Here is a 21,277-nt window from a genome sequence, read left to right as displayed (position 1 = left end):
CGGGGCTTATGGCCCGTAAAGCTGCGCAAGGCTGCGTCCAGCGGATATTCCGCGGTGAGTCTTGCGCGCAAGGCTCACGACGGGCAACTCCGCCGTGGTTTCTTATTATCTCGCTTAGCGCTTCTTGCGGTTGGCGATGTGGATGGCGCCGCCATTCACTGCCAACGCTGCTTCGTGCAACGCTTCGGACAGGGTCGGATGGGAGAAGACCATCATGCCCAGGTCCTCGGCACTGGTGCCGAATTCCATACCGATCGCGCCCTGCTGAACCAGTTCTGCTGCGCTTGGGCCAATCACATGCACGCCCAATACGCGATCAGTCTTGGCATCAGCGATGACTTTGACAAAACCACCGGTGTCGTTGGCTGCCATGGCACGGCCAGAAGCGGCAAACGGGAAGGTGCCGACGTTAACTTCAACGCCTTCAGCTTTCAACTGCTGTTCGTTCTTGCCGACCCATGCAATTTCCGGGTGGGTGTAGATAACCGAAGGGATCAGGTCGTAGTTCATCTGGGTCTTGTGGCCCTTGATGCGCTCGACCACCATGATGCCTTCTTCGGAAGCCTTGTGCGCCAGCATCATGCCGCGAACCACGTCACCGATGGCATACACGCCTGGAACGGTGGTAGCGCAGTGATCGTCAACGTGGATGAAGCCACGTTCATCGATGTTCACGCCGCTGTCGGCCGCCAGCAGATCGGTGGTCACCGGGCGACGGCCCACTGCAACGATCAGCTTGTCGAAGGTGATGGTTTGTTCGCCATCCTTGTCGGTGTAGGTCACGACCACTTCTTCGCCGTTGACCTTCGAGCCGGTTACGCGAGCGCCCAGCTTGATGTCCAGGCCCTGTTTGGTCAGGGTCTTGAATGCTTCCTTGGAGACTGCGGTATCGGCAGCCAGCAGGAACGTATCCAATGCTTCCAGAACGGTGACTTCAGCACCCAGACGGGACCACACCGAACCCAGCTCCAGACCAATCACGCCGGCGCCGATCACGCCCAGGCGCTTAGGCACGGCTTGGAATTCCAGGGCGCCGGTCGAATCGACGATCACGTTCTGGTCTACCGGGGCAGGTGGAATGTCGATCGGACGGGAACCTGGGGCCAGGATCACGTTTTCGGCTTCGATCACTTCAACCGAACCGTCAGGCTTGGTGATTTCGACTTTCTTGCCGGCCAGCAATTTGCCGTGGCCCTGCAGGGAAGTCACGCCGTTGGCCTTGAACAAGGTGGCAACGCCGGAAGTCAGGCCCTTAACGATATTGGCCTTGCGGCCGACCATCGCAGGGACGTCCATGGTCACGCCGGCGTGGTTGATGCCGTGGATGGCAAAACCGTCCTGCGCTTCGTGGAATTTCCAGGAGCTGTCCAGCAGCGCCTTGGAAGGAATGCAGCCAACGTTCAGGCAAGTACCGCCCAGCGCCAGTTTGCCTTCCTTGTCAGTGTATTTTTCGATGCAAGCAGTCGAGAGGCCCAGTTGTGCGGCCTTGATGGCGGCCACGTAGCCGCCAGGGCCCGCGCCAATCACTACAACGTCAAATTTCTGTGTCATAAAAGGTTCCCTTTTAGCAACAAGCTACAAGCCGCAAGCCACAAGTTTGAAACCCACCCGCTCTCGAGCCTGGGGCTTGTCGCTTGCAGCTTGCCGCTGCTTTTTAGATATCCAGAAGAAGACGAGCCGGATCTTCCAGCAGGTTCTTGATGGTCACCAGGAAAGTCACGGCTTCTTTACCATCGATCAGGCGGTGATCGTAGGACAGTGCCAGGTACATCATCGGGCGAATCACGACTTGACCGTTGACGGCCATCGGACGCTGGATGATGTTGTGCATGCCCAGGATCGCGGCCTGTGGTGGGTTGACGATCGGCGTCGACATCATCGAACCGAAGGTACCACCGTTGGTGATGGTGAAGGTACCACCGGTCATCTCGTCGATGGTCAGCTTGCCGTCACGGGCCTTCTTGCCGAAGGTGGCGATACCGCCTTCGATTTCAGCCAGGCTCATCAGTTCGGCGTTACGCAGGACTGGAACCACCAGGCCACGGTCGCTGGACACGGCAACGCCGATGTCTGCATAGCCATGGTAGACGATGTCGTTGCCGTCGATGGAAGCGTTGACGGCCGGGAAGCGTTTCAACGCTTCGGTGGCCGCTTTCACGAAGAACGACATGAAGCCCAGGCGCACGCCGTTGTGGCTCTTCTCGAACAGGTCCTTGTACTTCGAACGCAGGGCCATGACTTCGGTCATGTCGACTTCGTTGAAGGTGGTCAGCATTGCCATGTTCGACTGGGCTTCAACCAGACGCTTGGCCACGGTGGCCCGTACACGGGTCATCGGTACGCGCTTCTCGGTGCGATCGCCGGCGGCGAACACTGGAGCAGCGGCAGCCGGAGCGGCAGCCTTGGCAGGTGCGGCGGCCGGCGCAGCTTTTTTGGCGGCGATGGCGGCAACCACGTCTTCCTTGGTCACACGACCGCCTTTGCCGGTACCGGCGACGGAAGCGATGTTGATGCCGTTCTCTTCAGCCAGCTTGCGAGCGGCCGGGGCGGCGACAGGATCATCTTCGCCCGCGTCGGCGGCAGCAGCGGCCGGGGCGGCAGCCGGAGCAGCGGACGCTGCTGGAGCGGCAGCAGCAGCGCCGCCCTCTTCGATCGAGCCCAGTACCTGGTTCGACAGAACGGTAGCGCCTTCTTCGGCAACGATTGCACCCAGCACGCCGTCAGCTTCAGCCAACACTTCCAACACGACTTTGTCGGTCTCGATGTCGACGATCAGGTCGTCACGCTTGACGGCCTCGCCTGGTTTCTTGTGCCAGGTGGCAACGGTGCCATCGGCAACCGATTCCGGGAATGACGGGGCTTTGATTTCGATAGCCATTATCTGTGGGTCCTTAAAATTCGGTTTCAGTCAGCGCGAAGGCGTTAAACAGTGAAAGCATCTTGCAGCAGTTTTTCCTGCTGCTCGGCGTGCATCGAGGCATAACCACACGCAGGTGCGGCAGACGCATCACGGCCGGCGTATTCCAGGCCCAGGGCCTTGTTATGGTTGCCGATGCTGCGACGCAGGTGATGCTGGCTGCTGTACCACGCGCCCTGGTTCATCGGTTCTTCCTGGCACCAGACCACATTCGTGAGGTTGGTGTAAGGCGCGATGACCTCCATCAGGTCGTCTTCCGGGAACGGGTAAAGCTGCTCGATACGCACGATGGCGATGTCTTCGCGGCCTTCGGCACGGCGCTTTTCCAGCAAGTCATAGTAGACCTTGCCGCTGCACAGGATCAGGCGAGTCACCTTGGCCGCGTCCAGCGTGTCGATTTCCGGAATCACGGTCTGGAACGAACCGTCCGCCAGATCTTCCAGAGTCGAGATGGCCAATTTATGACGCAGCAGCGACTTCGGCGTCAGCACAACCAGCGGCTTGCGCAGAGGACGAATCACCTGGCGACGCAGCAAGTGGTAGATCTGGGCCGGGGTGGTCGGTACGCAGACCTGAATGTTGTGCTCGGCGCACAGCTGCAGGTAACGCTCCAGACGCGCCGAGGAGTGCTCAGGGCCCTGACCTTCATAACCGTGTGGCAGCAACATGGTCAGACCGCACAGGCGGCCCCACTTGTGCTCGCCGCTGGTGATGAACTGGTCGATCACCACCTGGGCACCGTTGGCGAAGTCGCCGAACTGGGCTTCCCAGATCACCAGCGCGTTTGGCGTGGTGGTCGAGTAACCGTATTCGAATGCCAGTACGGCTTCCTCGGACAGGAACGAATCGTACAGGTCGAAACGTGGCTGGCCTTCGTACAGGTTCTGCAGCGGCACATAGGTGCTGGCGTCTTTCTGGTTGTGCAATACCGCGTGACGGTGCGAGAACGTACCGCGGCCGATGTCCTGGCCGGTCATGCGGATCGGGTGACCTTCGAACGCCAGGGTCGCGTACGCCATGGTTTCGGCGTAACCCCAGTTGATCGGCAGGCCGCCGGCTTGCATCTTCTGACGGTCTTCGTAGATCTTCGAGACCTGACGCTGAACCACAAAGCCTTCCGGAATTTCCAGCAGCTTGGCGGACAGTTCCTGCAGGGTCTTGAGGTCGAACGAGGTGTCGTGACGCGCGGTCCAGGTGTGTCCCAGGTAAGGGCGCCAGTCAACGAACAGCTCTTTGTTCGGCTCTTTGACCAGGCTTTTCACTACGTGCAGACCGTTGTCCAGCGCGTTGCGGTATTCGTCGACTTTCGCCTGAACACGCGCTTCGTCCACCACGCCGGCCTTGGTCAGGCTTTCGGCATACAGCTCGCGGGTAGTGCGCTGCTTGGCGATCTGCTGGTACATCAACGGCTGGGTGCCGCTTGGCTCGTCCGCTTCGTTGTGACCGCGACGACGGTAGCAGACCAGGTCGATCACCACGTCACGCTTGAACTGCATGCGGTAGTCGACAGCCAGTTGGGTCACGAACAGCACGGCTTCCGGATCATCGCCATTCACATGGAGGATCGGCGCCTGGATCATCTTGGCAACGTCGGTGGCGTACTCGGTGGAACGCGCGTCCAGCGGGTTGCTGATGGTGAAGCCCACCTGGTTGTTGATGACGATGTGAACGGTACCGCCGGTCTTGAAGCCGCGAGTCTGCGACATCTGGAAGGTTTCCAGAACCACGCCCTGACCGGCGAATGCCGCGTCACCGTGGATGGAAATCGGCAGAACCTTTTCACCGGTGGTGTCGTTACGACGGTCCTGGCGAGCACGCACCGACCCCTCGACCACTGGCGAAACGATTTCCAGGTGGGATGGGTTGAATGCCATGGCCAGGTGAACTTCACCGCCGGTGGTCATCACGTTGGACGAGAAGCCCTGGTGGTATTTAACGTCACCGGAACCCAGCTCGACCTTCTTCTTGCCTTCGAACTCGTCGAACAGCTCACGCGGGTTCTTGCCGAAGGTGTTGACCAACACGTTCAGGCGACCACGGTGGGCCATGCCGATCACGACTTCCTTGGTACCGTAGGAACCGGAACGCTGGATCAGCTCATCAAGCATCGGGATCAGGCTTTCGCCGCCTTCCAGGCCGAAACGCTTGGTGCCCGGGTATTTGGTCCCCAGGTACTTCTCCAGGCCTTCAGCAGCAGTCACGCGCTCGAGCAGGTGGCTGCGAACATCAGCGGACAACGCCGGGCGGCCGCGCACGCCTTCCAGGCGATGCTGGAACCACTGGCGCTGCTCGGAATCGGTGATGTGCGTGAATTCAGCGCCGATGGTGCGGCAATATGTCTGCTGCAACGCTTCGTGAATTTCGCGTAGGCTCGCTTCCTCTTTGCCGATGAACAGGTCGCCGGCACGGAAGGTCGTATCAAGATCGGCATTGGTCAAGCCGTAATGATTGATCGACAGGTCAGCCGGTGCAGGACGCTGCCAGAGCCCCAGCGGGTCAAGCTGGGCCGCCTGGTGGCCACGCATCCGGTAGGCCTGGATCAGTCGCAGTACTTCAACTTGCTTCTTCTCATGCTCACTGCTCACGCTGCCGGCGGAAACCGGCTGGGCGCGGCGCTGGTTCTTTGCCAGCAGCACGAACTGATCGCGAATTGTTGCATGCGATACATCGGTGGCAGCGTTGCCGTCTGAAGACAACGTCTGAAATTTGGTGCGCCATTCTTCTGGCACAGCGTTAGGGTCGTGCAGGTAGAGCTCATAAAGCTCTTCCACATAGGCAGCGTTACCACCTGAAAGATAGCCGCTGTTCCACATGCGCTGCATCACGCTTTCTTGCATGCTTGGTCACCCTCGATTTGGGGACACCACCGGCGAAAACACCGAGTTTGCTTGCAAAAGGCCAAGTGCAGCGACCAAAACAAGCCACTTAGGATCACGCTGATAGTTCGGGTACCAACCCGAATGCCCCTGCTTGTCTCATTTCTTCAAAATAAGAGCTGCGGCTTTGTAAGTCGCTGCTCAAGTTAAAACTACGGCGCCGGTTGAAGCCTGCGCCGCAGCATTTACGGGCACAACGGTCCTGCTTTTACTGCAACGTCAGTTACACGCCGCTCTGCAGCAGCATGTTACGGATGTGACCAATGGCCTTAGTCGGGTTCAGGCCCTTGGGACATACGTTGACGCAGTTCATGATCCCGCGGCAGCGGAATACGCTGAACGGGTCATCCAGCGAAGCCAGACGCTCGGACGTCTTGGTGTCACGGCTGTCTGCCAGGAAGCGGTACGCTTGCAGCAGGGCAGCAGGACCCAGGAACTTGTCCGGGTTCCACCAGAAGGACGGGCAGGAGGTCGAGCAGCAGGCGCACAGAATGCACTCGTACAGACCGTCGAGCTTGTCGCGCTCTTCCGGGGACTGCAGACGCTCGATGGCCGGGGCCGGCGTGTCGTTCTGCAGGAACGGCTTAACTTTCTCGTATTGCTTGTAGAAGATGCTCATATCGACAACCAGGTCACGGATAACCGGCAAACCTGGAAGTGGACGAACGATCAGCTTGTTGCCTTTCACCACGGCGGACAGCGGCGTGATGCACGCCAGGCCGTTCTTGCCATTGATGTTCATGCCGTCGGAGCCGCAGACACCTTCACGGCAGGAGCGACGGTAGGAGAAACCCTCGTCCTGCTCTTTGATCAGGGCCAGCACGTCCAGCACCATCAGGTCTTTACCACCGGTATCGACCTGGAATTCCTGCATGAACGGCGCAGCGTCCTGATCAGGGTTGTAGCGATAAACACTGACTTTCAACATGGCAGCCACCCTTAGTAAGTCCGAATCTTCGGTTCAAAGGTCGGAACCGTTTTCGGCGAGAAGTTCACGGCACGCTTGGCAACGCGCTTTTCACCCGGGAAGTACAGGGTGTGGCACAGCCAGTTCTCGTCGTCGCGGTCTTCGTAGTCTTCACGCGCGTGCGCACCACGGGATTCCTTACGAACCTCGGCGGCAATCGCGGTCGCTTCGGCCACTTCCAGCAGGTTTTGCAGTTCAAGGGCTTCGATACGAGCGGTGTTGAACGCCTGGCTCTTATCGTTGATCTTGACGTTGGCGATGCGCGTACGCAGGTCGGCCAGTTGGGCGATACCTTTCTGCATGTATTCGCCGGTACGGAATACACCGAAGTAGTTCTGCATGCAGCTTTGCAGCTCGCGACGCAGGGTTGCCACGTCTTCGCCATCGGTGCGCTCGTTCAGAGCGGACAGGCGCGCCAGGGCGGCCTCGATGTTGGCGTCGGTGGCGTCGTCGTACTCGATACCGTCGGTCAGCGCCTTCTCGAGGTGCAGGCCTGCCGCACGACCGAATACCACCAGGTCGAGCAACGAGTTACCGCCCAGGCGGTTGGCACCGTGAACCGATACGCATGCCACTTCACCCACTGCGAACAGACCAGGGATGATGGTGTCAACGCCATCGGCGTCCTGAGTGATCGCCTGGCCATGGATGTTGGTCGGCACGCCGCCCATCATATAGTGGCAAGTCGGAACAACCGGAACCGGAGCAACTACCGGGTCAACGTGCGCAAAAGTCTTGGACAGTTCGCAGATGCCTGGCAGACGGCTGTGCAGCACTTCTTCGCCCAGGTGATCGAGCTTGAGCATCACGTGGTCGCCATTCGGACCGCAACCGTTGCCGGCGATGATCTCTTTAACCATCGAACGGGCAACAACGTCACGACCGGCAAGGTCCTTGGCGTTCGGCGCATAGCGCTCCATGAAACGCTCGCCATGCTTGTTGATCAGGTAACCACCTTCACCACGGCAACCTTCGGTCACCAGTACGCCGGCGCCGGCAATACCGGTCGGGTGGAACTGCCACATTTCAATGTCCTGCACCGGCACGCCGGCACGCAGGGCCATGCCTACACCGTCGCCGGTGTTGATCAGGGCGTTGGTGGTGGATGCATAGATACGACCCGCACCGCCGGTGGCCAGAACGGTAGCCTTGGCGCGGATGTAGGTGGTTTCGCCGGTTTCGATGCAGATGGCGATCACACCGACGAACTCGCCTTGGGAGTTCTTGACCAGGTCAACCGCGTAGTACTCGTTCAGGAACGTGGTACCGGCTTTCAGGTTGCCCTGATAAAGGGTGTGCAGCAGCGCGTGGCCGGTACGGTCGGACGCGGCGCAGGTACGGGCAGCCTGCCCGCCTTTACCGTAATCCTTCGACTGGCCGCCGAACGGACGCTGGTAGATACGGCCTTGCTCGGTACGGGAAAACGGCAGACCCATGTGATCCAGCTCGAACACCGCCGCAGGGCCTTCCTGACACATGTACTCGATCGCGTCCTGGTCACCGATGTAGTCGGAACCCTTGACGGTATCGTACATGTGCCAGCGCCAGTCATCGTTCGGGTCGGCGGACGCGATGGCGCAGGTGATGCCACCCTGAGCCGACACGGTGTGAGAGCGCGTCGGGAACACCTTGGTGATCACGGCAGTCTTGTGACCGCCCTGGGCCAGCTGCAGCGCAGCGCGCATGCCGGCACCGCCGCCACCAATAATGATGGCGTCGAAGGAAATAGTTGGAATGTTAGCCATGACTCAGATACCCCAAAGAATCTGCACACCCCAGACGAAGTAAGCGAACATCGCGATGCCGCATACTGCCTGGAAGAGGAAACGTACTGCAGTCGCGGACTTGCCCAGCGCCATTGGCGTGAGGTAGTCGGTCGCGATGGTCCACATGCCGACCCAGGCGTGAGCGCCGAGGGCCACAAGTGCCAGCAGACTGAAGATTCGCATCGCATTATGGGCAAACAGGCCGTGCCATTGCTCATAGCCGATGCCCGGGTTTGCGACGAGGTATCCGATCAGGAAAATGAAATAAGCCGCGAGAACAACCGCAGACACGCGCTGCGCCATCCAGTCGTAGAGGCCCGAACGCGATAGGTTCGTAACGCTGGTTACCATATCCAAACTCCTGCCAGAACGATCAGCACCACGGAAATGGCGATGATGATTTTCGAGCCCAGGCGGCCGCCTTCCAGCGTCTCACCGATGCCCATGTCCATGATCAAGTGGCGCACACCGGCTACCAGGTGATACAGCAGAGCGGACAGGAGGCCCCATGCTACGAACTTGGCCAGCGGGCTGGTCAAGTATGCCTTCACCTCGGCGTAACCTTCCTCGGAACCCAGGGATTTGCTCAATGCGTAAAGCATGATGCCCAAGCCCAGGAACAGGATGATGCCGGAAACACGGTGCAGGAACGACGTAACGCCGGTGATGGGGAGTTTGATGGTCCTTAGGTCTAGGTTTACAGGTCGTTGGCTATTCTTCACGGCTTTTTTTCACACTGAAGAGCCCCTAACAATCAGGGCAAAGTTGTAGGGGAGTGCACTGGTCAGGTAAGCACCACCCAGGGAGTGCGACCCCCAATGAAAGCAAGCCCAAAAGCCCTTGGCGGTCGGTGGCCGAGTATAGACAGTTAGGTTACTAATGACAACGCGCGCTCCTCACCCTAATAGCGGATTGCGCTGACGGGATAAAAGGCGTAAATGGCAGTTAATTTCGACGAAAAAGTATGGTTAAAGCCTTCTGGAGCAAGACTTTAGGCAAATTGACATCTGAATTTATCTCACTATAGTGGTGCGGGCCCTGCGTGGGGGGTCTGTCTGATGATTTGAAGCATAAATAGGAGGCCACATGGCTGACAAAAAAGCGCAGTTGATCATCGAGGGCGCAGCCCCCGTCGAGCTGCCCATTTTAACCGGCACCGTTGGTCCCGATGTTATCGACGTACGGGGCCTGACGGCCACGGGCCGTTTCACGTTCGACCCAGGCTTCATGTCGACCGCCTCTTGCGAGTCGAAGATCACCTATATCGACGGCGACAATGGCATCCTGCTGCACCGGGGCTACCCGATCGAGCAACTGGCTGAAAAATCGGACTACCTGGAAACCTGCTACCTGCTGCTCAATGGCGAATTGCCAACAGCCGAGCAGAAAGCCCAGTTTGTCAGCACCGTGAAGAACCACACCATGGTTCACGAGCAGTTGAAGACCTTCTTCAACGGCTTCCGTCGCGACGCCCACCCGATGGCCGTCATGTGCGGCGTGGTCGGCGCCCTGTCGGCCTTCTATCACGACTCCCTCGACATCAATAACCCGCAGCATCGCGAAATCTCCGCGATCCGCCTGGTTGCCAAGATGCCGACCCTGGCCGCAATGGTTTACAAGTACTCCATGGGCCAACCCATGATGTACCCGCGCAACGACCTGACGTACGCGGAAAACTTCCTGCACATGATGTTCAACACCCCGTGCGAGATCAAACCGATCAGCCCGGTACTCGCCAAGGCCATGGACCGGATCTTCATCCTCCACGCCGACCACGAGCAGAACGCCTCCACCTCCACCGTGCGTCTGGCCGGCTCTTCGGGTGCCAACCCGTTCGCCTGTATCGCCGCCGGTATCGCCGCGCTCTGGGGCCCTGCCCACGGCGGTGCGAACGAAGCCGTGTTGACCATGCTCGATGAAATCGGCGATGTCTCGAACATCGACACCTTCATCGCCAAGGCCAAGGACAAGAACGATCCGTTCAAGCTGATGGGCTTCGGTCACCGGGTCTACAAGAACCGCGACCCGCGTGCCACCGTGATGAAGCAGACCTGCGACGAAGTGTTGAAGGAACTGGGCATCAAGAACGACCCGCAACTCGAACTGGCCATGCGCCTGGAAGAGATCGCCCTGACCGACCCGTACTTCATCGAACGCTCGCTGTACCCGAACGTCGACTTCTACTCGGGGATCATCCTCAAGGCGATCGGCATTCCAACCAGCATGTTCACCGTGATCTTCGCCCTGGCGCGGACCGTGGGCTGGATCTCCCACTGGAAAGAAATGCTCTCCAGCCCGTACAAGATTGGCCGCCCGCGCCAGCTGTACACCGGCTACGAGTCGCGTGACATCACCAAGCTGGAAGATCGGCACTAAACCCCAGCCAGAAAAAACGGCCTCCTGATGAGGCCGTTTTTTTTGGCTGGAATTTAGTGAGCTGAAAGCTTCCAGCTATAAGCCGCAAGCAAAAAAATACCCCTGTATCTCCACAGGGGTATCTCTCTATACACCACCGCTTCTAACTTACAGCTTGAGGCTTGCCACTTGCGGCTGCATCAATGATTCACTGCCCCACTCGCCCCCAGACCCGTCTGTGAACGCACAAACTGCGGGAAGTACAGCGCACGCTCTTTCTCTGCCGCCGCCGACTTATCGGTGATGGAGAAGAACCAGATGCCGATGAACGCGATGATCATCGAGAACAGCGCCGGGTACTCGTACGGGAAGATGGCCTTTTCATGATGCAGGATCGAGACCCAGATGGTCGGCCCCAGGACCATCAGGCCCACGGCACTGACCAGGCCCAGCCAACCGCCGATCATGGCGCCACGGGTGGTGAGGTTTTTCCAGTACATGGAAAGCAGCAGCACCGGGAAGTTACAGCTGGCGGCTATGGAGAACGCCAGGCCCACCATGAACGCAATGTTCTGACTTTCGAACAGGATACCCAGGCCGATCGCCAACACACCCAGGGCCACGGTGGTGATCTTCGACACACGAATCTCATCTTTCTCGTTGGCCTTGCCTTTCTTGATCACGCTGGCATACAGGTCGTGAGACACCGCCGATGCGCCCGCCAGGGTCAAACCGGCCACCACCGCCAGGATAGTGGCAAATGCCACGGCCGAGATGAAGCCCAGGAAGATACTGCCACCCACCGCGTTGGCCAGGTGCACCGCCGCCATGTTGTTACCGCCCAGCAAGGCGCCTGCAGCATCCTTGAATGCCGGATTGGTGCTGACCAGCAGGATCGCGCCGAAGCCGATGATAAAGGTCAGGATATAGAAGTAGCCGATAAAGCCCGTGGCATACAGCACGCTCTTGCGCGCTTCCTTGGCATCGCTCACCGTGAAGAAGCGCATCAGGATATGCGGCAGGCCGGCGGTACCGAACATCAGCGCCAGGCCCAGGGAGAATGCGGAGACAGGGTCTTTCACCAGGCCGCCGGGGCTCATGATCGCCTCACCTTTAGGGTGAACCTTGATCGCCTCGGAGAACAGCGTGTTGAAATCGAAGTTGACGTGCTTCATTACCATCAGCGCCATGAACGAGGCACCCGACAGCAACAGCACCGCCTTGATGATCTGCACCCAAGTGGTCGCGAGCATGCCGCCGAACAGCACGTACAGGCACATCAGGATACCCACCAGGATCACCGCCACATGGTAGTCCAGGCCGAACAGCAGCTGGATCAGCTTGCCCGCCCCCACCATCTGTGCGATCAGGTAGAACGCCACCACCACCAGCGAACCACAGGCCGACAGGCTGCGGATCTGGGTCTGGCCCAGGCGGTAGGACGCCACGTCAGCAAAGGTGTATTTGCCCAGGTTACGCAGGCGCTCGGCGATCAGGAACAAAATGATCGGCCAGCCCACCAGGAAGCCGATCGAGTAGATCAGCCCGTCGTAGCCAGACGTGAACACCAGCGCGGAGATCCCCAGGAACGAGGCCGCCGACATGTAGTCACCGGCGATCGCCAGGCCGTTCTGGAAACCGGTGATCTTGCCGCCGGCCGCGTAGTAGTCGGCCGCCGACTTGTTGCGCTTGGAGGCCCAGTAGGTAATGCATAGGGTTGCACCGACGAAGACCACAAACATCACGATGGCCGAGACGTTCAGCGGTTGCTTGTGCACTTCACCGGTCAATGCGTCGGCCGCCCACAGGGCGGGAGCAAAAAGCGAAGCGCCGAATACTGCCAGTAGACGACGGATCATTGCGCAGCCTCCTTGAGAATCGCATTGTTCAGGTCGTCAAACTCGCCATTGGCCCGACGCACATAGATGGCGGTGAGGACGAAGGCGGAGACGATCAACCCGACACCCAGGGGAATCCCCCAGGTAATCGACGAACCAGGGCTGAGTTTGGCCCCCAGCACTTGAGGCCCGTAGGCGATCAACAGGATGAAACCGGAGTAGAGCCCTAGCATGATGGCCGAGAGAATCCAGGCGAATCGCTCCCTTTTCCTCACCAGCTCCTTGAAGCGCGGGCTGTTTTGAATCGATAGGTAAATGCTGTCGTTCATTGTTTTTATCCTCGCAGCACAGCTTTTTTATTATTGGAACGTAGCCACTGTATGCGGCTCTGGAACAGGTTCCAGACGACCTTAGTAGTAGATCGAGTGTAGCGAGGGATTGGCGGCGCGAATGAAGATTTGCAGGAAACAGAAATTAATGTGGGAGAGGGCTTGCCCCCGATGGCGTTGAGTCAGTCAGATCACTGACAACTGACACTCCGCTATCGGTGGCAAGCTCTCTCCCACAGGGGTTGTATCAAAACATCGGGGGGTTATTTACCGGTCCACTCGGCAACGCGCTCAGGGTGCTTGGCGACCCAATCCTTGGCCGCGGCGTCAGGCTTGGCGCCCTCCTGGATGGCGAGCATGACTTCGCCGATTTCATCCTTGGACGCCCATTGGAATTTTTTCAGGAAGGCCGCAACTTCCGGCGCTTTAGCCTCCAGGCCTTTGCTACCGATGCTGTTGACGGTTTCAGCCGCGCCATAGACGCCTTTTGGATCGTCCAGGAAGCGCAGTTTCCACTTGGCGAACATCCAGTGCGGCACCCAACCGGTAACGGCAATGGATTCCTGCTTGTCTTCGGCACGAGTCAACTCGGCGATCATCGCCGCGCCCGAGCTGGCCTGCAGTTTGTAATCGAGGCCGTACTGCTTGATGGCTTCGTCAGTCTTGAGCATCACGCCTGAACCGGCATCGATGCCGACGATCTTGTTCTTGAAGGTGGTATCGGTCTTGAGGTCCTCAATGGACTTGGCCTTGACGTACTCCGGCACAATCAAGCCGATCTTGGCGTCCTTGAAGTTGGGGCCGTAATCGACCACTTTGTCCTTGTTCTTGGCCCAGTACTCGCCGTGGGTCACCGGCAACCAGGCCGAGAGCATCGCGTCGAGCTTGCCGGTGGCCACGCCCTGCCACATGATCCCGGTGGCGACCGCCTGCAGTTTCACGTCATAACCGAGCTTCTCTTTGATCACCTCAGCCGCCACATGGGTGGTGGCAACGCTGTCGGACCAACCGTCCACGTAGCCGATGCTCAGGGTTTTGCTGTCGGCGCTGGCCAGTGTGGAGCTCATCGCAACTACCAGAGTGGCAGCTGCGCCCAAGAGTCGTCGCATCTTCATCGTACTTCCCCGAAAGTGCTGCGCCCGGCGAATGCCGAGCGACGTCAACCTGTTGTTATGTGGTGCACCGCGCCCCCTTCACGCGCTGAATCCGGCTGCTGATCCATCAGTGGAGTGCTGACACTTGGATCATCGGCCTGCAGCATCCATCGACCTGCTCTGTCAGCGACCTCGTACAAGCAGGAAACGACATCACATAGCCAGTAGGACGCTTTACTGAACGCTCGTTCAAAAACCCGCCCGAACTTTGCATGTCAAAATCGTGCGGCTCCCCTTGAGCCGCACATTTGCAGGTAAGATGCGCGCCTTTGCTCTCCCAGATAAGCCGACCATGCCCGCGACTGCCCGCTTCCCTGCCCTGCCCTATGTGTTCGCCCTGTTTTTCGGCCTGCTGGCTCTTATCGGCTATTGGTACGGCCTCGGCCGCCCCGTGGTGTTGCCGGATGTCGCCAGTGCCAGTCACAAGTTGCAATGTGCGTCCTACACGCCATTCGACAAGGACCAATCCCCCTTCGACCAGCCGTTCACACTGCGCCCGGCGCGCATGGACGCCGACCTGGCCTTGCTGGCCACGCGCTTCGAATGCATTCGCACCTACTCCATGACCGGCCTGGAAGGCTTGCCGGCCCTGGCGCGCAAACACGGCCTGAAGCTGATGATCGGCGCCTGGGTCAGCAGCGACCCGCTGGCCACCGCAAAGGAAATCGACCTGCTGATCGCGTCGGCGAACGCCAACCCGGATGTGGTCAGCGCCGTGATCGTCGGCAACGAGGCGCTGCTGCGCAAGGAAGTCACCGCCGGGCAACTGGTGAAGCTGATCCAGAAAGTCAAAAGCCAGATCCGGCAGCCGGTCACCTACGCCGACGTCTGGGAATTCTGGCTGCAACACCCGGAAATCGCCCCGGCCGTGGATTTCCTGACCATTCACCTGCTGCCCTATTGGGAAGACGACCCGTCCGGCATCGACCAGGCACTCCAGCATGTGGGCGACGTACGGCAGACGTTCGGCAACAAATTTGCGCCCAAAGACGTGCTGATCGGTGAAACCGGCTGGCCGAGCGAAGGCCGCCAGCGCGAAACAGCGCTGCCGAGCCGGGTCAACGAGGCCAAGTTCATGCGCGGTTTCGTGGCCATGGCCGAAGCCAACGGCTGGCATTACAACCTGATCGAAGCGTTCGACCAACCCTGGAAACGCGCCAGCGAGGGCGCCGTGGGCGGGTATTGGGGCCTGTTCGATGCCGATCGCCAGGACAAGGGCATCCTTGCCGGCCCGGTCAGTAATGTGCCGTACTGGCCACTGTGGCTGGGCGTAGGCGGTGTGATCCTGCTGGGTACGTTGGTACTCGGCGGACGTGTTCGCAGCACCCGCGCTGCGCTGGCCCTGCCGTTGCTGGGGGCCGTGGCGGCGTGCTCGATAGGCAGCTGGGCCGAGCTGACCCGCCTGACTGCACGCTTCAACGATGAATGGGTATGGGCCGGCCTGCTGATAGCGCTCAATCTGCTGGTACTGGCCCATGCCGCATTGGCCCTGAGCCCTCGCGAGGGGTGGCGCGAGCGCGCGTTCAACTGGCTGGAACACCGCGCGGGCTGGTGGGTGGCGCTCGCCGGCTTTGCTGGCGCAGTGATGATGCTGGCGCTGGTATTCGACCCGCGCTACCGCAGTTTTCCCAGCGCCGCACTGGTGTTGCCGGCGCTGGTGTACCTGGTGCGCCCGGTCACCGGCCCGCGTCGGGAGATTGCGCTGCTCACCTTCATTATCGGCGCCGGCATTGCGCCGCAGTTGTACCGTGAAGGTTTGCTGAACCAGCAGGCGTGGGGTTGGGCAGTGGTCAGCGGGTTGATGGTGGTTGCGTTGTGGCGCTGCCTGCGGATGCGCAGGGTTTAAGACTGCTATCGGGGGCAAGCCCCCACAGTTGATCGGGTTTACACATTTCCAATTGTGAATACCGGCAAATGTGGGAGGGGGCTTGCCGCCGATTGGCCCGATCAAACGCCCCGAGGCTGCCTGACCAACCGCAACCCCGCAATCACCACCGCAAACACCGCAAAGGTGGTGTTGTACAACGCGAGCGCCGGCAGCCCGAACACCAGCCCCGCTACCGCCAGGCCCCAGCCAGTGCGGCCCGCTACGAAAAATGCGAGCACCGAGGTCACCAGCGCCGCCCAGCCCAGCACTTTGAAATGGATCATCAAGCCCAGGTTCGAGCGCAGCTGGCATTCCCAGCGACTGGCCTCGTCAACGCAAATACCGACCCACCGGCCATCCTCCATAAACCCGTAACGCGCGGCATAGCTGGCAGCCAGCCAAAGTGGCAAGGCAATAAGCAGCAAAATCAATGGCAAACGACGGGACATGGAGGACTCCGATAGGCAAAAACGGCGCTCAGCTTAATGCGCCGACGGCCGTTAGCAAGGTACATACACACAATTAGTATTCACCGGGACGTTGCAGAGTGTATCTTCTGGCGACTATTACCCCGATTCCGACGTTTTTTTCCGACTTTTCGCACTGAGTGCTGGCACTTCGGTGGTACGGCGGTGGTCATAGCCTGCGAACTTCATTCAGCACGTTTCCTCTTAGGGATTAAGTCATGCTCCGTTCCTTGCGCTGTGCTGCCTTACTGGGCAGCCTTTTTTTGAGTGCGTCAGCACTGGCCGTCGACATCGACCAAGCCAGCTATGGCTACCCTTTGACCAACCCGTTCGAAGCGACCATTGCCACGACGCCGCCGGACCTTCGGCCTACGCTGCCGACCGACGACCAGATCAACCAATCCGACTACACCCTGAACATGCGCCCCGAGCGCGAGTTCAGCCTGCCGGACAACTTCTGGGCGGTGAAGAAACTCACGTATCGCATCGCCAAGCAAGACCGCGCCGCGCCGCTGATCTTCCTGATCGCGGGCACCGGCGCGCGCTATGACAGCAGCCTCAACGAGTACTTGAAAAAGCTGTATTACCAGGCCGGCTACCACGTGGTGCAATTGTCGTCGCCCACCAGTTTCGACTTCATCAGCGCCGCCTCGCGCTTCGCCACCCCGGGCATCACCCAGGAAGACGCCGAGGACATGTACCGCGTAATGCAGGCGGTGCGCGCGCAGAACGCTTCGTTGCCGGTCACCGACTTCTACCTCACCGGCTACAGCCTCGGTGCCCTGGATGCGGCCTTCGTCAGCAAACTGGACGAGACCCGTCGCAGCTTCAACTTCAAGAAAGTGCTGCTGCTCAACCCGCCGGTCAACCTGTACACCTCGATCACCAACCTCGACAAGCTGGTCCAGACCGAGGTCAAGGGCATCAACAACACCACGACGTTCTATGAGCTGGTGCTGAACAAGCTGACTCGTTACTTCCAGCAAAAGGGCTATATCGACCTGAACGACGCCCTGCTCTACGACTTCCAGCAATCCAAGCAGCACCTGACCAATGAACAAATGGCCATGCTGATCGGCACCTCGTTCCGCTTCTCCGCGGCCGATATCGCCTTCACCTCGGACCTGATCAACCGCCGCGGCCTGATCATCCCGCCGAAGTACCCGATCACCGAAGGCACCAGCCTTACGCCGTTCCTCAAGCGCGCACTGCAATGCGATTTCGACTGCTACCTCACCGAACAAGTGATCCCGATGTGGCGCGCGCGCTCCGACGGCGGCAGCCTGCTGCAGCTGGTCGATCAGGTCAGCCTGTATGCGCTCAAGGATTATCTGCACGCCAGCCCGAAAATCGCCGTCATGCACAACGCCGACGACGTGATCCTGGGCCCGGGCGACCTGGGCTTCCTGCGTAAAACCTTCGGCGATCGCTTGACCGTCTACCCACTGGGCGGCCACTGCGGCAACCTCAATTACCGCGTCAACGCCGACGCCATGCTGGAGTTCTTCCGTGGCTAAATATCTTCTGCTGCTCGCCGCCCTGATGTGCGCAGGTGTGGCCAATGCCGACAACAGCAAGGCTCACGAGCCGACGCAATTGGGCGATGACGGTTTCAAACAACCGCTGACCAAGCTCAAGTTCAATCCGGGCCTGGACCAGCGCGAGTTCGAACGCTCCTCGCTCACCGCACTTAACGTGTATGACCCGCTGGAGTCGTGGAACCGCCGCGTTTACCACTTCAACTACCGCTTCGACCAGTGGGTGTTCCTGCCGGTGGTCAACGGCTACACCTACGTCACCCCAAGCTTCCTGCGCACTGGTGTGAGTAACTTCTTCAACAACCTGGGCGATGTGCCCAACCTGATGAACAGCCTGTTGCAACTCAAGGGGCATCGCTCGCTGGAGACCACCGGGCGCCTGCTGGTCAACACCACCATCGGTATCGCCGGCTTGTGGGACCCGGCCACCGCCATGGGCCTGCCGCGCCAGAGCGAAGACTTCGGCCAGACCCTGGGCTTCTACGGCGTGCCGGGCGGCGCCTACCTGGTGCTGCCGATCTTCGGCCCGTCGAACCTGCGCGACACCACCGGCTTGCTGGTGGACTACACCGCCGAGTCGCAGATCAACTTCCTCAATGTCTCCGAGGTCAGCTCCAACCACCCGGAGATCTGGGCCCTGCGCGCGGTGGATAAGCGCTACCAGACCAGCTTCCGCTACGGTCAGATGAACTCACCCTTCGAATATGAAAAGGTGCGCTATATCTATACCGAATCGCGCAAGTTGCAGATCGCGGAATAAATAACGCTCACAAAAAAGGCCATTCATGAATGGCCTTTTTTGTGCCTGCGATTTAAGCCTTGAGGGCTTTCCAAGCCTTGCCGATTCCACTGACCAGCGCCAAGACCACAGCCCCCGCAATGATTCCCGCCAGCGCATTGAGCAGCGTCGGCATCAGCCACGCCATCGCGCCCGCACTCTGGCTGACCGCCTCGATCCAGTGATGCACCACCGGCACGCCATGAGTGAGGATGCCGCCACCGACCAGAAACATCGCCGCCGTGCCGATCACCGACAGGCTTTTCATCATGTACGGCGCCGCGCGCAGGATGACACCTCCAATGCCACGCGCGACCTGGCGGGGTTTCTGGCTCAGCCACAGGCCCAGGTCGTCCAGCTTGACGATGCCCGCCACCAACCCATAAACGCCGATGGTCATGACGATGGCAATACCCGACAGCACCACCACCTGCTGCATCAGCGGCGCATCGGTCACAGTGCCCAGGGTGATCGCGATGATCTCGGCCGAGAGAATGAAGTCGGTGCGCACCGCGCCTTTGATCTTGTCCTTTTCAAAGGCCACCAGGTCGGTGGCCGGGTCAGCCACGGCCTGGGTCAACTGCGCATGCTCGACCTGGTCTTCGGCCTTGCTGTGCAGGAACGTGTGCGCAAGCTTCTCGAACCCCTCGAAGCACAAGTAGGCGCCGCCCAGCATCAGCAACGGCGTAACCGCCCAGGGCGCGAAGGCGCTGATCAACAGCGCGGTAGGCACCAGGATCAATTTGTTGATAAACGAACCCTTGGCCACCGCCCACACCACCGGAATTTCCCGCTCGGCACGCACCCCGGACACCTGCTGGGCGTTGAGCGCCAGATCATCGCCGAGCACACCGGCGGTCTTTTTCGCGGCGACTTTGGTCATCAAAGCCACATCGTCGAGGACTGCGGCGATATCGTCGATCAATACCAGTAAACTGCTTCCTGCCATGAAACGCGCATCCGTAAAAGAAAAGTTGGCGCGAGCATAGCGCGGCACAACGCTTTGCGGGAGCCTTGTTGAGACTCGCGGATAGCCGGTGCTACCATGCCAGACCGCCTGTCCTGGCAAGGAAAACCCTGGTTTATGAGCACCATTCGCGAGCGCAATAAAGAAAAAATCCTGCGGGCGGCCAGCGAGGAGTTTGCCGACAAGGGCTTCGCCGCGACCAAAACCAGCGACATCGCCGCCAAGGCCGGGCTGCCCAAGCCCAACGTCTACTACTACTTCAAGTCCAAGGACAACCTCTACCGCGAGGTGCTCGAAAGCATCATCGAGCCGATCCTGGCCGCGTCCACGCCGTTCAACCCCGAAGGTGAACCGGCGGTGGTGCTGAGCAATTACATCCGCTCGAAAATCCGTATCTCCCGCGACCTGCCCTTCGCCTCCAAGGTGTTTGCCAGCGAAATCATGCATGGCGCCCCGCACCTGAGCGCCGAGCAGGTCGAGCAACTCAACGCCCAGGCCAAGCACAATATCAACTGCATCCAAAGCTGGGTGGATCGCGGATTGATCGCGGCTATCGACCCCAATCACTTGATGTTCAGCATCTGGGCCGCGACCCAGACCTATGCCGACTTCGACTGGCAGATTTCCGCGGTGACCGGAAAAGCCAAGCTGGATGAGGCCGATTATGAAGCGGCGGCGCAGACCATCATTCGGTTGGTGCTCAAGGGCTGTGAGCCGGACTGATACACCGCAGAGCCGGTGCCCATCGGGGCAAGCCCCCTCCCACAATCAACATTGTGGGAGGGGGCTTGCCCCCGATGAGGCCCTGAAAGTCACACACTGTTTAAGCCGACACACCCGCATCCGCCATTAACCCCACCCCCTCGATCGCCGTGATCGCACACTGCTCGTCAATATCCGACGTATCCCCACTGATCCCAATCGCCCCCAGCACCACACCGTCCTGATCGCGAATCAACACCCCGCCCGGTGCCGGCACCACGCTGCCCTGCCCCAGGCTGTTCAGCGCGGCGATAAACGCCGGGCGTTGTTGCGCATCCAGCGCCAACAGGCGCGAACCCTTGCCCAGCGCTATCGCGCCCCAGGCCTTGCCGATGGCGATCTGCGGGCGCAGCAGGCTGGCGCCGTCTTCACGTTGCAGAGTGATCAAGTGGCCGCCGCTGTCGAGCACCGCGATGGTCAGTGGCGCAGCGCAAATCGTGCGGCCGGCGGTAAGGGCCTGGCTGGCGAGTTGGGTGGCGGTTTTCAAGGTTAAAGCGCTCATGGTGCCGTCCTTCTTTTGTTATTGGGAAAGCGATGGTGGTCTGATTGATCAGATGCTCGATCACACAAATAGAACACAATGATTTATTATTTTGTATACAATATTTCTCCACAAACCCACCATACGTCGAAAAAAGGCGTTCCGGCGAGCTCGATCAGTCACGAATAAAATGCGTTGACCTGCGAAGCTCCCCG

18 protein-coding genes are annotated in these 21,277 nt (G+C 59.7%); 5 read left to right on the top strand and 13 right to left on the bottom strand.

What is annotated here, in order from left to right:
- Positions 1–114: 114 nt before the first annotated feature.
- The 7 genes from lpdA to sdhC all read right to left on the bottom strand — a co-directional run bounded on the left by lpdA (position 115) and on the right by sdhC (position 9,248).
- Complete coding sequence (gene lpdA / locus QRN10_RS20235) at positions 115–1,551, bottom strand: dihydrolipoyl dehydrogenase (RefSeq protein ID WP_181079970.1); 1,437 nt, start codon at positions 1,549–1,551, stop codon at positions 115–117.
- Between the two features lie 103 nt (positions 1,552–1,654).
- Positions 1,655–2,878 carry a 2-oxoglutarate dehydrogenase complex dihydrolipoyllysine-residue succinyltransferase gene (odhB, locus tag QRN10_RS20230; RefSeq protein ID WP_181079971.1) on the bottom strand — a complete coding sequence of 408 codons (1,224 nt, stop codon included), beginning with the start codon at positions 2,876–2,878 and terminating at the stop codon, positions 1,655–1,657.
- A 44-nt stretch (positions 2,879–2,922) separates the two neighbouring features.
- Complete coding sequence (locus tag QRN10_RS20225; RefSeq protein ID WP_181079972.1) at positions 2,923–5,754, bottom strand: 2-oxoglutarate dehydrogenase E1 component; 2,832 nt, start codon at positions 5,752–5,754, stop codon at positions 2,923–2,925.
- Between the two features lie 262 nt (positions 5,755–6,016).
- Positions 6,017–6,721 carry a succinate dehydrogenase iron-sulfur subunit gene (locus tag QRN10_RS20220; protein WP_034096664.1) on the bottom strand — a complete coding sequence of 235 codons (705 nt, stop codon included), beginning with the start codon at positions 6,719–6,721 and terminating at the stop codon, positions 6,017–6,019.
- Positions 6,722–6,732: 11 nt separating this feature from the next.
- Positions 6,733–8,505 carry a succinate dehydrogenase flavoprotein subunit gene (sdhA, locus tag QRN10_RS20215; protein WP_181079973.1) on the bottom strand — a complete coding sequence of 591 codons (1,773 nt, stop codon included), beginning with the start codon at positions 8,503–8,505 and terminating at the stop codon, positions 6,733–6,735.
- A gap of 3 nt (positions 8,506–8,508) precedes the next feature.
- On the bottom strand, positions 8,509–8,877 hold the full coding sequence (gene sdhD / locus QRN10_RS20210) for a succinate dehydrogenase, hydrophobic membrane anchor protein (RefSeq protein ID WP_003233245.1): 369 nt from the start codon (positions 8,875–8,877) through the stop codon (positions 8,509–8,511).
- The gene (sdhC, locus tag QRN10_RS20205; protein WP_181079974.1) at positions 8,871–9,248 is read right to left on the bottom strand and encodes a succinate dehydrogenase, cytochrome b556 subunit; all 378 of its coding nucleotides are present in this window, start codon (positions 9,246–9,248) and stop codon (positions 8,871–8,873) included. The genes sdhD and sdhC overlap by 7 nt, the downstream gene beginning before the upstream one ends.
- 364 nt (positions 9,249–9,612) lie before the next feature.
- Between sdhC and gltA the strand changes: the two genes are divergently transcribed.
- Positions 9,613–10,902, top strand: coding sequence for a citrate synthase (gene gltA / locus QRN10_RS20200; protein ID WP_034137560.1), 1,290 nt, complete (start codon positions 9,613–9,615; stop codon positions 10,900–10,902).
- A 179-nt stretch (positions 10,903–11,081) separates the two neighbouring features.
- On the opposite strand, the gene QRN10_RS20195 is transcribed toward gltA, so the two are convergent.
- From QRN10_RS20195 to QRN10_RS20185, 3 genes are all read right to left on the bottom strand, one after another.
- Positions 11,082–12,740 (bottom strand): cation acetate symporter, encoded by a 1,659-nt coding sequence (locus tag QRN10_RS20195; protein WP_181079975.1) that lies wholly within the window; start codon positions 12,738–12,740, stop codon positions 11,082–11,084.
- The gene (locus QRN10_RS20190) at positions 12,737–13,048 is read right to left on the bottom strand and encodes a DUF485 domain-containing protein (RefSeq protein ID WP_181079976.1); all 312 of its coding nucleotides are present in this window, start codon (positions 13,046–13,048) and stop codon (positions 12,737–12,739) included. Before QRN10_RS20190 ends, QRN10_RS20195 begins: the two co-directional genes overlap by 4 nt.
- Before the next feature lie 263 nt (positions 13,049–13,311).
- Positions 13,312–14,163 carry a glycine betaine ABC transporter substrate-binding protein gene (locus QRN10_RS20185; protein WP_181079977.1) on the bottom strand — a complete coding sequence of 284 codons (852 nt, stop codon included), beginning with the start codon at positions 14,161–14,163 and terminating at the stop codon, positions 13,312–13,314.
- 331 nt (positions 14,164–14,494) lie between these two features.
- Here QRN10_RS20185 and QRN10_RS20180 point away from each other — a divergent pair, with 331 nt between their 5' ends.
- The gene (locus tag QRN10_RS20180) at positions 14,495–16,048 is read left to right on the top strand and encodes a glycoside hydrolase family 17 protein (protein ID WP_285428986.1); all 1,554 of its coding nucleotides are present in this window, start codon (positions 14,495–14,497) and stop codon (positions 16,046–16,048) included.
- Between the two features lie 101 nt (positions 16,049–16,149).
- Here QRN10_RS20180 and QRN10_RS20175 read toward each other — a convergent pair whose 3' ends face one another.
- Entirely contained in the window at positions 16,150–16,518 is a 369-nt protein-coding gene (locus QRN10_RS20175) for a hypothetical protein (protein ID WP_034096657.1), read from the bottom strand.
- A 236-nt stretch (positions 16,519–16,754) separates the two neighbouring features.
- On the opposite strand from QRN10_RS20175, the gene mlaY reads away from it, so the two are divergent.
- Positions 16,755–18,053 carry a lipid asymmetry maintenance lipase MlaY gene (gene mlaY / locus QRN10_RS20170; protein WP_181079980.1) on the top strand — a complete coding sequence of 433 codons (1,299 nt, stop codon included), beginning with the start codon at positions 16,755–16,757 and terminating at the stop codon, positions 18,051–18,053.
- Positions 18,046–18,834, top strand: a complete 789-nt coding sequence (locus QRN10_RS20165; RefSeq protein WP_181079981.1) for an MlaA family lipoprotein — start codon at positions 18,046–18,048, stop codon at positions 18,832–18,834. The genes mlaY and QRN10_RS20165 overlap by 8 nt, the downstream gene beginning before the upstream one ends.
- Before the next feature lie 52 nt (positions 18,835–18,886).
- Here QRN10_RS20165 and QRN10_RS20160 read toward each other — a convergent pair whose 3' ends face one another.
- Entirely contained in the window at positions 18,887–19,801 is a 915-nt protein-coding gene (locus QRN10_RS20160) for a DUF808 domain-containing protein (RefSeq protein ID WP_285428985.1), read from the bottom strand.
- Positions 19,802–19,936: 135 nt separating this feature from the next.
- Here QRN10_RS20160 and QRN10_RS20155 point away from each other — a divergent pair, with 135 nt between their 5' ends.
- Positions 19,937–20,542 (top strand): TetR/AcrR family transcriptional regulator, encoded by a 606-nt coding sequence (locus QRN10_RS20155; protein ID WP_181081890.1) that lies wholly within the window; start codon positions 19,937–19,939, stop codon positions 20,540–20,542.
- 100 nt (positions 20,543–20,642) lie between these two features.
- On the opposite strand, the gene QRN10_RS20150 is transcribed toward QRN10_RS20155, so the two are convergent.
- The gene (locus QRN10_RS20150) at positions 20,643–21,083 is read right to left on the bottom strand and encodes a GlcG/HbpS family heme-binding protein (protein WP_181081891.1); all 441 of its coding nucleotides are present in this window, start codon (positions 21,081–21,083) and stop codon (positions 20,643–20,645) included.
- Positions 21,084–21,277: the final 194 nt, after the last annotated feature.

The organism is Pseudomonas sp. lyk4-R2A-8 (assembly GCF_030209095.1).
Lineage (GTDB): Bacteria > Pseudomonadota > Gammaproteobacteria > Pseudomonadales > Pseudomonadaceae > Aquipseudomonas > Aquipseudomonas quebecensis.
This window is presented reverse-complemented; position numbering and strand designations above follow the sequence as displayed.

Bases quoted from the DNA above. Each gene is read 5' to 3' on its own strand.
- QRN10_RS20150 (WP_181081891.1), bottom strand. From the start codon at position 21,083: ATGAGCGCTTTAACCTTGAAAACCGCCACCCAACTCGCCAGCCAGGCC.
- QRN10_RS20185 (WP_181079977.1), bottom strand. From the start codon at position 14,163: ATGAAGATGCGACGACTCTTGGGCGCAGCTGCCACTCTGGTAGTTGCG.
- sdhA (WP_181079973.1), bottom strand. From the start codon at position 8,505: ATGGCTAACATTCCAACTATTTCCTTCGACGCCATCATTATTGGTGGC.
- lpdA (WP_181079970.1), bottom strand. From the start codon at position 1,551: ATGACACAGAAATTTGACGTTGTAGTGATTGGCGCGGGCCCTGGCGGC.
- QRN10_RS20155 (WP_181081890.1), top strand. From the start codon at position 19,937: ATGAGCACCATTCGCGAGCGCAATAAAGAAAAAATCCTGCGGGCGGCC.
- QRN10_RS20190 (WP_181079976.1), bottom strand. From the start codon at position 13,048: ATGAACGACAGCATTTACCTATCGATTCAAAACAGCCCGCGCTTCAAG.
- QRN10_RS20225 (WP_181079972.1), bottom strand. From the start codon at position 5,754: ATGCAAGAAAGCGTGATGCAGCGCATGTGGAACAGCGGCTATCTTTCA.
- gltA (WP_034137560.1), top strand. From the start codon at position 9,613: ATGGCTGACAAAAAAGCGCAGTTGATCATCGAGGGCGCAGCCCCCGTC.
- QRN10_RS20195 (WP_181079975.1), bottom strand. From the start codon at position 12,740: ATGATCCGTCGTCTACTGGCAGTATTCGGCGCTTCGCTTTTTGCTCCC.
- odhB (WP_181079971.1), bottom strand. From the start codon at position 2,878: ATGGCTATCGAAATCAAAGCCCCGTCATTCCCGGAATCGGTTGCCGAT.
- QRN10_RS20175 (WP_034096657.1), bottom strand. From the start codon at position 16,518: ATGTCCCGTCGTTTGCCATTGATTTTGCTGCTTATTGCCTTGCCACTT.
- QRN10_RS20180 (WP_285428986.1), top strand. From the start codon at position 14,495: ATGCCCGCGACTGCCCGCTTCCCTGCCCTGCCCTATGTGTTCGCCCTG.
- QRN10_RS20160 (WP_285428985.1), bottom strand. From the start codon at position 19,801: ATGGCAGGAAGCAGTTTACTGGTATTGATCGACGATATCGCCGCAGTC.
- QRN10_RS20220 (WP_034096664.1), bottom strand. From the start codon at position 6,721: ATGTTGAAAGTCAGTGTTTATCGCTACAACCCTGATCAGGACGCTGCG.
- sdhD (WP_003233245.1), bottom strand. From the start codon at position 8,877: ATGGTAACCAGCGTTACGAACCTATCGCGTTCGGGCCTCTACGACTGG.
- mlaY (WP_181079980.1), top strand. From the start codon at position 16,755: ATGCTCCGTTCCTTGCGCTGTGCTGCCTTACTGGGCAGCCTTTTTTTG.